Genomic DNA, 6,990 nt, shown 5'->3' on the forward strand with positions numbered 1-6,990 from the left:
GGGATTCAAAGATACGGTATGGGAGGGGAACCAGTTCAGGATTGGCAGAAGCTGGCCGCGAGCGCGCTCGAATGGTGGCGCGACGCAGGCGTCGACATGCTTGTCGAGGATGACGCGCGCGACTGGCTGGCACGGACGCCGCCGCCTGCCGCCCCCGAAACGGTCGGGGAAGTCGTAGCGGCGACACCGGTCGAGACGCTGCCCGATACGATCGAGGCCTTCCTGGCCTGGCGAACCGGCGAGGCTGCGCCCGAGGCGGAGTGGCATACGCCGCGCTTCGTACCGACCGGTCCGATCGATGCCGAATGGGTGGTCGTCACCGACGTTCCCGAAGCCGAGGATTCGGACCGGCTGCTGTCGGGACCGGCCGGGCGGCTGCTCGACAAGATGCTCGCGGCGGTCGGCCAGAGCCGCGAATCGGTGCATGTCGTGCCGATCGCATTCGCACGGCCGCTGACGGGACGGATCAGTCCCGACGACGAGGCACGCCTGATCGAACTGGCGCGGCACCATCTCGACCTGCTCCAGCCCAAGATGCTGTTTTTGCTCGGCCAATCGGCGAGCCGTGTGCTGGACGCGACGGATGGCTGGCCGCCGAACGATGGTTTACGCCAAATTAACCAGTTCGGCACGATGACGCGGGCGGCCGTGAGCTATCACCCGCGCTGGCTCCTGGAGCGGCCGGCGGTGAAGCGCGAAGCCTGGAAGCACCTACTGCTGTTGAGCCGGGGACCCACCGAGTGATCAAGCGTACCATCCTAGCAGCGGCGCTGCTCGCATTGCCCGTAGCGGCGCATGCCGACGACGATACTGCCGACAACCGCCCCGCTTCCGCCGCGGCAGTACGCGATGGCGACGGGGTTCCCGACCAGCTCGATTCCGAACAGCGAAGCGGATACCGCAAGGTGTTCGCGGCGATCCGCGCACAGCAATGGAGCGACGCGCAGCTTCAGCTCGATTCGATGAAGCCGGGCCCGCTCCACGCGATCGCGCGCGCCCAGCTCTACACCGCCGCGAAGAGCCCCAAGGTCGATCTAGCGCCGATCATGGCGCTGCTGTCCGAAGCGCCCGACCTGCCCCAGGCCGAACAGCTGGTGCGCATGGCCAAGGCACGCGGCGCGCTCGACACGCCGTCGCTCCCCGCCGCCCAGCGGCTGATCTGGTTCGATGCCGCGCCGGTCCGCCAGCGCGCGCGCTCTATCAAGAGCGATACCGCGGCGATTTCGGTCGCGATCGAGATCCAGCCGTTCGTAAAGGCCGATGACGGCGTCGCAGCCGAAGCCGTGATCGCCAAGTTCGCTGCCGACCTCACGCCCGACTCGCTGACCGAATGGCAGCAGAAGGTCGCATGGATCTATTATGTCTCCGGCGACGACATCAATGCGCGGCGCATGGCCGAAAAGGCACAGCTGGGCACCGGTAGCTGGGTCGGTCAGGCCGATTGGGTCGCCGGCCTCGCCACCTGGCGGCAAGGCGACTGCCACGCCTCGGCGGACTCGTTCGAACGCGTCGCCACTCGCGCCACCGACACCGAACTCCGCTCGGCCGGCTTCTATTGGGCTTCGCGCGCCGACATGGCGTGCGGCCGGCCCGAAAAGGTCAGCACGCGCCTGAAGGCCGCGGCACAGTTCGGCGAGACCTATTACGGACTGCTCGCCCGGGCCGCACTCGGCATTCAGGACAAGCCCGGCAAGGGCGAGCGCTTCGTCGCCGAGGATTGGCGCGCGCTGGAACGCCGCCCCAATGTCCGCGTCGCCGCGGCGCTGACCGAAATCGGCGAGGACGGCCTGGCCAATGAAGTGCTGCGCCATCAGGCCAGGTTCTGCACGCCGGGCGACCATGCCGCGCTCAGCCGCCTGGCCGGGCGGCTCAACCTTGCCGCCACCCAGCTCTGGCTCTCGCATAACGGCCCGGCCGGCGCGAAGCCGCTGGTGCAGGCCCGCTACCCCTCGCCCAACTGGACGCCCGCGGGCGGCTGGCGCGTCGACAAGGCGCTGGTGTTCGCGCACACGTTGCAGGAATCGCGCTTCAACGCCGAAGTCCGTAGCGCCGCGGGCGCGATGGGGCTGATGCAGGTCAAGACCGGCGCGGCGATCGACGTGGGCCGCCGCCAGGGCGTGACCTATGCCGCCAGCGACCTGACCAAGCCTTCGGTCAACATGGAGATCGGCCAGTCCTATCTCGAGCAGCTGCGCGACCAGCCCTTCACCGGCGGACTGCTGCCCAAGGTGATCGCCGCGTACAATGCCGGGCCTACTCCGGTGACGGCGTGGAACAGCCTTTCGAAGGACAATGGCGATCCGCTGCTCTATATCGAGAGCATCCCCTATTGGGAGACGCGCGGATACGTGATGACCGTGCTACGCAACTACTGGATGTACGAGAACCAGGAAGGCCGCGCATCGGCAAGCCGATCGGCGCTGACCCAGGGGCTGTGGCCGAAATTCCCCGGCCTGCCCGGCGCCAAGGCCGTGAAGGTCACTGCGCGCATTGCCCCCAAGCTTCCCGCAGCGACTCAGGTTGCCGGTGGCAATTGACGAGACCATGGCGTTCCGGCCGGTCCGGATCGCGGTGCTTACCGTTTCCGACACGCGAACCCTGGCGGATGACCGATCGGGCGATCGGCTCGTCGAACGGCTGACGGGCGCGGGACATGAACTCGCCGATCGGGGCATCGTGCGCGACGATGTCGAGACGATCGTCAGCCGGCTGCATAGTTGGATCGACGACCCGCAGATCGACGTGATCCTCACCACCGGCGGCACCGGCGTTACCGGGCGCGACATTACGCCCGAGGCGCTGGCGCGGGTGTGGGACAAGGAAATCCCGGGGTTCGGCGAGCTGTTCCGCTGGCTGAGCTATCAGACCATCGGCACCTCGACGATCCAGTCGCGGGCGACCGCGGGGGTTGCGCGGGGGACCTATATCTTCGCGCTGCCGGGTTCGACCGGGGCGGTCACCGATGCGTGGGACGGGATCCTCGCGACCCAGCTCGATATTCGCCACAAGCCGTGCAACTTCGTCGAGCTGATGCCGCGGTTGCTGGAGCGGTAGCTCTCCAAAGGCAGGCTCTGCCGATACTGCCGTTCCCGGCGAAGGCCGGGGCTCAGTTTCAACGAACCCAGCGAGGTTCGGCCAACCTCTCGGCCTCCGCCGGGGAACAGGGCGGGTTTCGATATAGGCTGAGCGCGAGCGATAAGGCGTCTATTCCTCCCCCGCTTCGCAAGGGAGGATTTGACGTTCAGCTCTTGGGCTTTTCTTCGGGAATTTCCTGCTTGAAGAATTCGCCGAGCTCGCTGAGCTGCGAATTCCACCATTCGATCACATCGGCGAAATTCGCAGCGTTGAGCCCGCCGATCGTGGCGAGGTCATAGGCTACGGCGAATTGCCCGTCGTCGCGGGCATAGGCCTGGAGGAAGCGCTTCTGCCGGTTCCACTTGTTGGCCAGCTCGGGCGTGTTCTCCGGCGCCTTTTCGAACAGCACTTCGAAGCGCAGCGAGTCGCAATTTTTATGGTCCGCACAACCATAGAAATAGACGTCGAAATGATAAGAGGATTCGTCGCTCTCGATCATCGGATCGCCGTCGCCGTCCTTGGTCAGCTTGGGTTCGAGCCCGGCCTTCTCCATCGCAGCCATCACGGTCCCGGGCTTGCTGGCGCAGATCAGACCGGCGCTGCACGGCGTCTTGTCCTCGGCGACGGCGGGCGCAGACAGGCAGAGCGCGGCAAGGCCGGCGGCGAACGGAAACAGGCGCATCGATTTCCCCCTTGGTGACGCGGCGACCCCTAGCAGCCGGCTCGCTTCGCGCAATCGGGCTATTCGGGCTCGTTGACGAAAACGCCGAGGACATTGCCGCCAGGATCGCGGAAATGGAAACGGCGCCCACCGGGAAAGCCGAAGATCGGCACGACGACTTCGCCGCCCGCCGCGATGACATCGGCGAGCGCGGCTTCGAGATCCTCGACTTCGACCAGCGGCAGGATGGCGGGAATGGCGTCCTCCTCGCTGCTGCCGTTGAGCCCGAGCGCCACGTCTCCGCCGCTGCTCGCGGCATAGGCCGGGCCATAGTCGATGAAGCTCCAGCCGAACGCCTGCGCATAGAAATCGCGCACCCCCGCCACGGCCTTCACGGGCAATTCGACGTAATTAAGCTTGGCCACCGATTCCTCCGTATGTTCTTGCTATGTTCTAGTGCCAGGCTTAGCCTCTGGCAATGGCAAAGACTCGCGCCGTCCGGGGCGCCACGCATAATCGTGACAGCACACGTTTCAACCTGCCGGAGCGCGAGGCGGATGGCGACTGGCTCGACGATCGCGAGGGCATCGACGGCGAGGCGGCGCCGTTGCGCACCACCGTGACGGTGGAGAAGCCCAAGACGATCCTGACGCGAAACAGTTCGCCCGACATAACTTTCGATCGTTCGGTGAACCCGTATCGCGGCTGCGAGCATGGCTGCATCTATTGCTTCGCGCGGCCGAGCCATGCCTATCACGACCTGTCGCCCGGGCTGGACTTCGAGACGCGGCTGTTCGCCAAGCCCGACGCGCCGGTACTGCTGCGCGCGGCACTGGCGAAGCGCGGCTATATCTGCAAGCCGATAGCGTTCGGGACCAATACCGACCCCTATCAGCCGATCGAAGCCACCTGGCGGATCACCCGCGGCTGCATTGAAGTGCTGGCGGAATGCAACCATCCGATCACGATCACCACCAAGTCCGACCGGGTGACGCGCGACATCGACCTGCTCGCGCCCATGGCCGCCAAGGGGCTGGCGGCAGTGATGCTGTCGGTCACTTCGCTTGATCCGAAGATCGCGATGACGGTGGAGCCGCGTGCGCCCTCCCCGGCCAAGCGGATCGCGGCGATCCGCACGCTCACCGATGCGGGGATTCCGGTGTTCGTATCGATGGCGCCGGTGATCCCGGCGATCACCGACCATGAGATCGAACATATCCTGGAAAAGGCCGCCGCGGCGGGCGCACGCGGGGCGTTCTTCCTGCCCGTGCGGCTGCCGCACGAAGTGGCGCCGCTGTTCCGGGCATGGCTGGAGACGCACTTCCCCGATCGCGCGGGCAAGGTGATGGCGACGATCCAGTCGATCCGCGGCGGCAAGGACAACGATCCCAATTTCCATACGCGGATGCGCGGGCAAGGACCGTGGGCCGAACTGCTGCGCAAGCGCTTCCACATCGCGGCGAAGCGGTTCGAGCTGGACGGCGAGCGAATGCGGCTGCGGACCGATCTGTTCCGCGCGCCGCCTGGTCCGCAGGGCGAGCTGTTCTAGATCCGCACCACAGGGTTGCTCCGCTGCGGCAAGGGCAATAGCCTCATACCGGGGAAAAGGGGGAAATGATGAAGGCACTCTTGCGGGCCGGGCTCGCCGCTGCGGCGTTGCTGTCGCCATCGCTGGCGTCGGCGTCGTGGAACGTGGCGACGTCGAAGCATTTCGTCGTCTATGCCGAGGGGAGCGAAAGCGCGGCGCGCGAGGCGGCGGTGCGCCTGGAGAAATTCCAGGTCGCGCTGCGCTATCTTTCCGGAGCGACTGCGCCCTCCAGCAGCGTCAAGGTAACTGTCTTCCTCGTCTCCGACCTCGCGGCGCTGGAGGCCACCCGGCCGTTCGGCGGCGGCGGGATCGCAGGCTATTACAATACCACCCTGCGCGGTCCCTTCACGATCATGTCGCGAAACAAGATCAAAGGTAGCCGGGGGTCGCGCGGCGAAGTCTTCGTGGCCGACATGGATCCGCAGCAGATCCTGTTCCACGAACTCACGCACCACTTCATGTATCAGTATTTCCCGGCGGCATATCCCACCTGGTATTCGGAAGGGTTCGCCGAATATCTGGGCGCGCTGGAAATCGGATCGGGCGACACGGTGATCGTCGGGAACCGCGTGGAATCGCGCTATTCCTCGTTCGGGCGCAACGACTGGCTGCCGGTGCGGCAGCTGGTGGCGGCGCGCAACTATCGTGACGTCAAAGGGAGCACGCACCTGCTCTATGCCGAAGGCTGGCTGCTGGTGCATTATCTAAACCATGCCGGCGTCCGGCAGGGGCAGCTGAAGGCCTATCTCGACAAGGTCAACCAGGGCATGGCGTTCGGCCAGGCGGGGCAGCAGGCGTTCGGCGATCTCGACAAGCTGGACGGCGAGCTTCGGAGCTATTCGGGCAAATTCAAGCTCAACGCAGTTGCGCTGCCCTTCAAGAAGCTGGACGTAGGCTCGATCACCGCCCGCAAGGCGAACCGGGCGGAAGAGGACATGCTGGTCCTCGAAATGAAGCTGTTCGCCGGCATTCCGGAGCGTGAGACCGACGCGTTTGCCGATCGGGTGACCGGGGCGGCGGCACGCCATTCCACAAACCCTTATGCACTGCGCCTCGCGACTGAAGCGTTGCGGCTGGCCGGGCGGACCGACCGTGCGATCGAATTTGCGGATCGCTGGGTCGCGGCGGCGCCCACGGATGGGCTGGCAGTCGCCGCGCGGGCCGAGCTGACCGTCGACCAGCTCGAGCGCGCGAAGGCCAAGGGCGCGGCAGAATGGACCGCGGTGCGCAAGCTCTATGCCGAGGCGGCCAAGCTGTCGCCCGACGAACCCTCTATCCTCTATCGATTCTATACGAGCTATCTCCGCGAAGGGCGGACGCCGCCGGAATCGGCGCAGAACGCGCTGTATCGGGCGTTCGAGCTGATGCCGCAGGAGGATGAACTGCGCGGACAGCTCGCCGCCGATTTCGAGATGCGCGACATGCTCGACGAAGCGATCGCGACCATCCGGCCCGCCGCCTTCGTCTCGATCGATCCCGTCGACCTGAGTGACGGCGAGAAGAAGGAGCGCGAGACCGACAAGCTGCGTTACAAGCTGGCGGGCACGACCGACGGCGAGACTGCGCGCGAGCGGCTCAACCGGCTCGAGGCGAAGAAGCGCAAATCCAAATAGCGACGTATCGTGGCTCCGGTACGCGGGAGACCTGCCCGCGTACCGGTCGCCGA

Annotated in this window: 7 protein-coding genes; 5 read left to right on the plus strand and 2 right to left on the minus strand. The window is 66.0% G+C overall.

The window, feature by feature from the left end:
• The first annotated feature begins 18 nt into the window (after nt 1-18).
• Genes BXU08_RS05720 through moaB form a run of 3 tightly spaced genes read left to right on the plus strand, consistent with a single transcriptional unit; the run spans nt 19 to nt 3,054 of the window.
• A complete protein-coding gene (locus BXU08_RS05720; RefSeq protein ID WP_077509209.1) occupies nt 19-744 on the plus strand; it encodes a uracil-DNA glycosylase family protein in 726 nt (241 codons plus the stop codon).
• Nucleotides 741-2,537, plus strand: a complete 1,797-nt coding sequence (locus tag BXU08_RS05725; RefSeq protein WP_150125426.1) for a lytic transglycosylase domain-containing protein — start codon at nt 741-743, stop codon at nt 2,535-2,537. Before BXU08_RS05720 ends, BXU08_RS05725 begins: the two co-directional genes overlap by 4 nt.
• Nucleotides 2,527-3,054: a molybdenum cofactor biosynthesis protein B gene (moaB, locus tag BXU08_RS05730; RefSeq protein ID WP_077509210.1), complete on the plus strand. Its 528-nt coding sequence runs from the start codon at nt 2,527-2,529 to the stop codon at nt 3,052-3,054. The genes BXU08_RS05725 and moaB overlap by 11 nt, the downstream gene beginning before the upstream one ends.
• Nucleotides 3,055-3,241: 187 nt before the next feature.
• On the opposite strand, the gene BXU08_RS05735 is transcribed toward moaB, so the two are convergent.
• Both BXU08_RS05735 and BXU08_RS05740 read right to left on the minus strand, forming a co-directional pair.
• Entirely contained in the window at nt 3,242-3,757 is a 516-nt protein-coding gene (locus BXU08_RS05735) for a YbjN domain-containing protein (protein ID WP_077509211.1), read from the minus strand.
• Nucleotides 3,758-3,816: 59 nt separating this feature from the next.
• Nucleotides 3,817-4,161, minus strand: a complete 345-nt coding sequence (locus BXU08_RS05740; RefSeq protein ID WP_077509212.1) for a VOC family protein — start codon at nt 4,159-4,161, stop codon at nt 3,817-3,819.
• Between the two features lie 53 nt (nt 4,162-4,214).
• On the opposite strand from BXU08_RS05740, the gene BXU08_RS05745 reads away from it, so the two are divergent.
• Together BXU08_RS05745 and BXU08_RS05750 are read left to right on the plus strand one after the other, a co-directional pair.
• The gene (locus tag BXU08_RS05745; RefSeq protein ID WP_077509213.1) at nt 4,215-5,285 is read left to right on the plus strand and encodes a PA0069 family radical SAM protein; all 1,071 of its coding nucleotides are present in this window, start codon (nt 4,215-4,217) and stop codon (nt 5,283-5,285) included.
• A 65-nt stretch (nt 5,286-5,350) separates the two neighbouring features.
• A complete protein-coding gene (locus BXU08_RS05750) occupies nt 5,351-6,937 on the plus strand; it encodes a hypothetical protein (protein WP_077509214.1) in 1,587 nt (528 codons plus the stop codon).
• Nucleotides 6,938-6,990 lie beyond the last annotated feature (53 nt).

This window comes from Sphingomonas sp. LM7 (assembly GCF_002002925.1).
Classification (GTDB): Bacteria; Pseudomonadota; Alphaproteobacteria; order Sphingomonadales; family Sphingomonadaceae; genus Sphingomonas.

Coding starts and splice junctions, on each gene's coding strand:
- BXU08_RS05750 (WP_077509214.1), top strand. CDS start 5,351: ATGATGAAGGCACTCTTGCGGGCCGGGCTCGCCGCTGCGGCGTTGCTG.
- BXU08_RS05720 (WP_077509209.1), top strand. CDS start 19: ATGGGAGGGGAACCAGTTCAGGATTGGCAGAAGCTGGCCGCGAGCGCG.
- BXU08_RS05745 (WP_077509213.1), top strand. CDS start 4,215: ATGGCAAAGACTCGCGCCGTCCGGGGCGCCACGCATAATCGTGACAGC.
- BXU08_RS05735 (WP_077509211.1), bottom strand. CDS start 3,757: ATGCGCCTGTTTCCGTTCGCCGCCGGCCTTGCCGCGCTCTGCCTGTCT.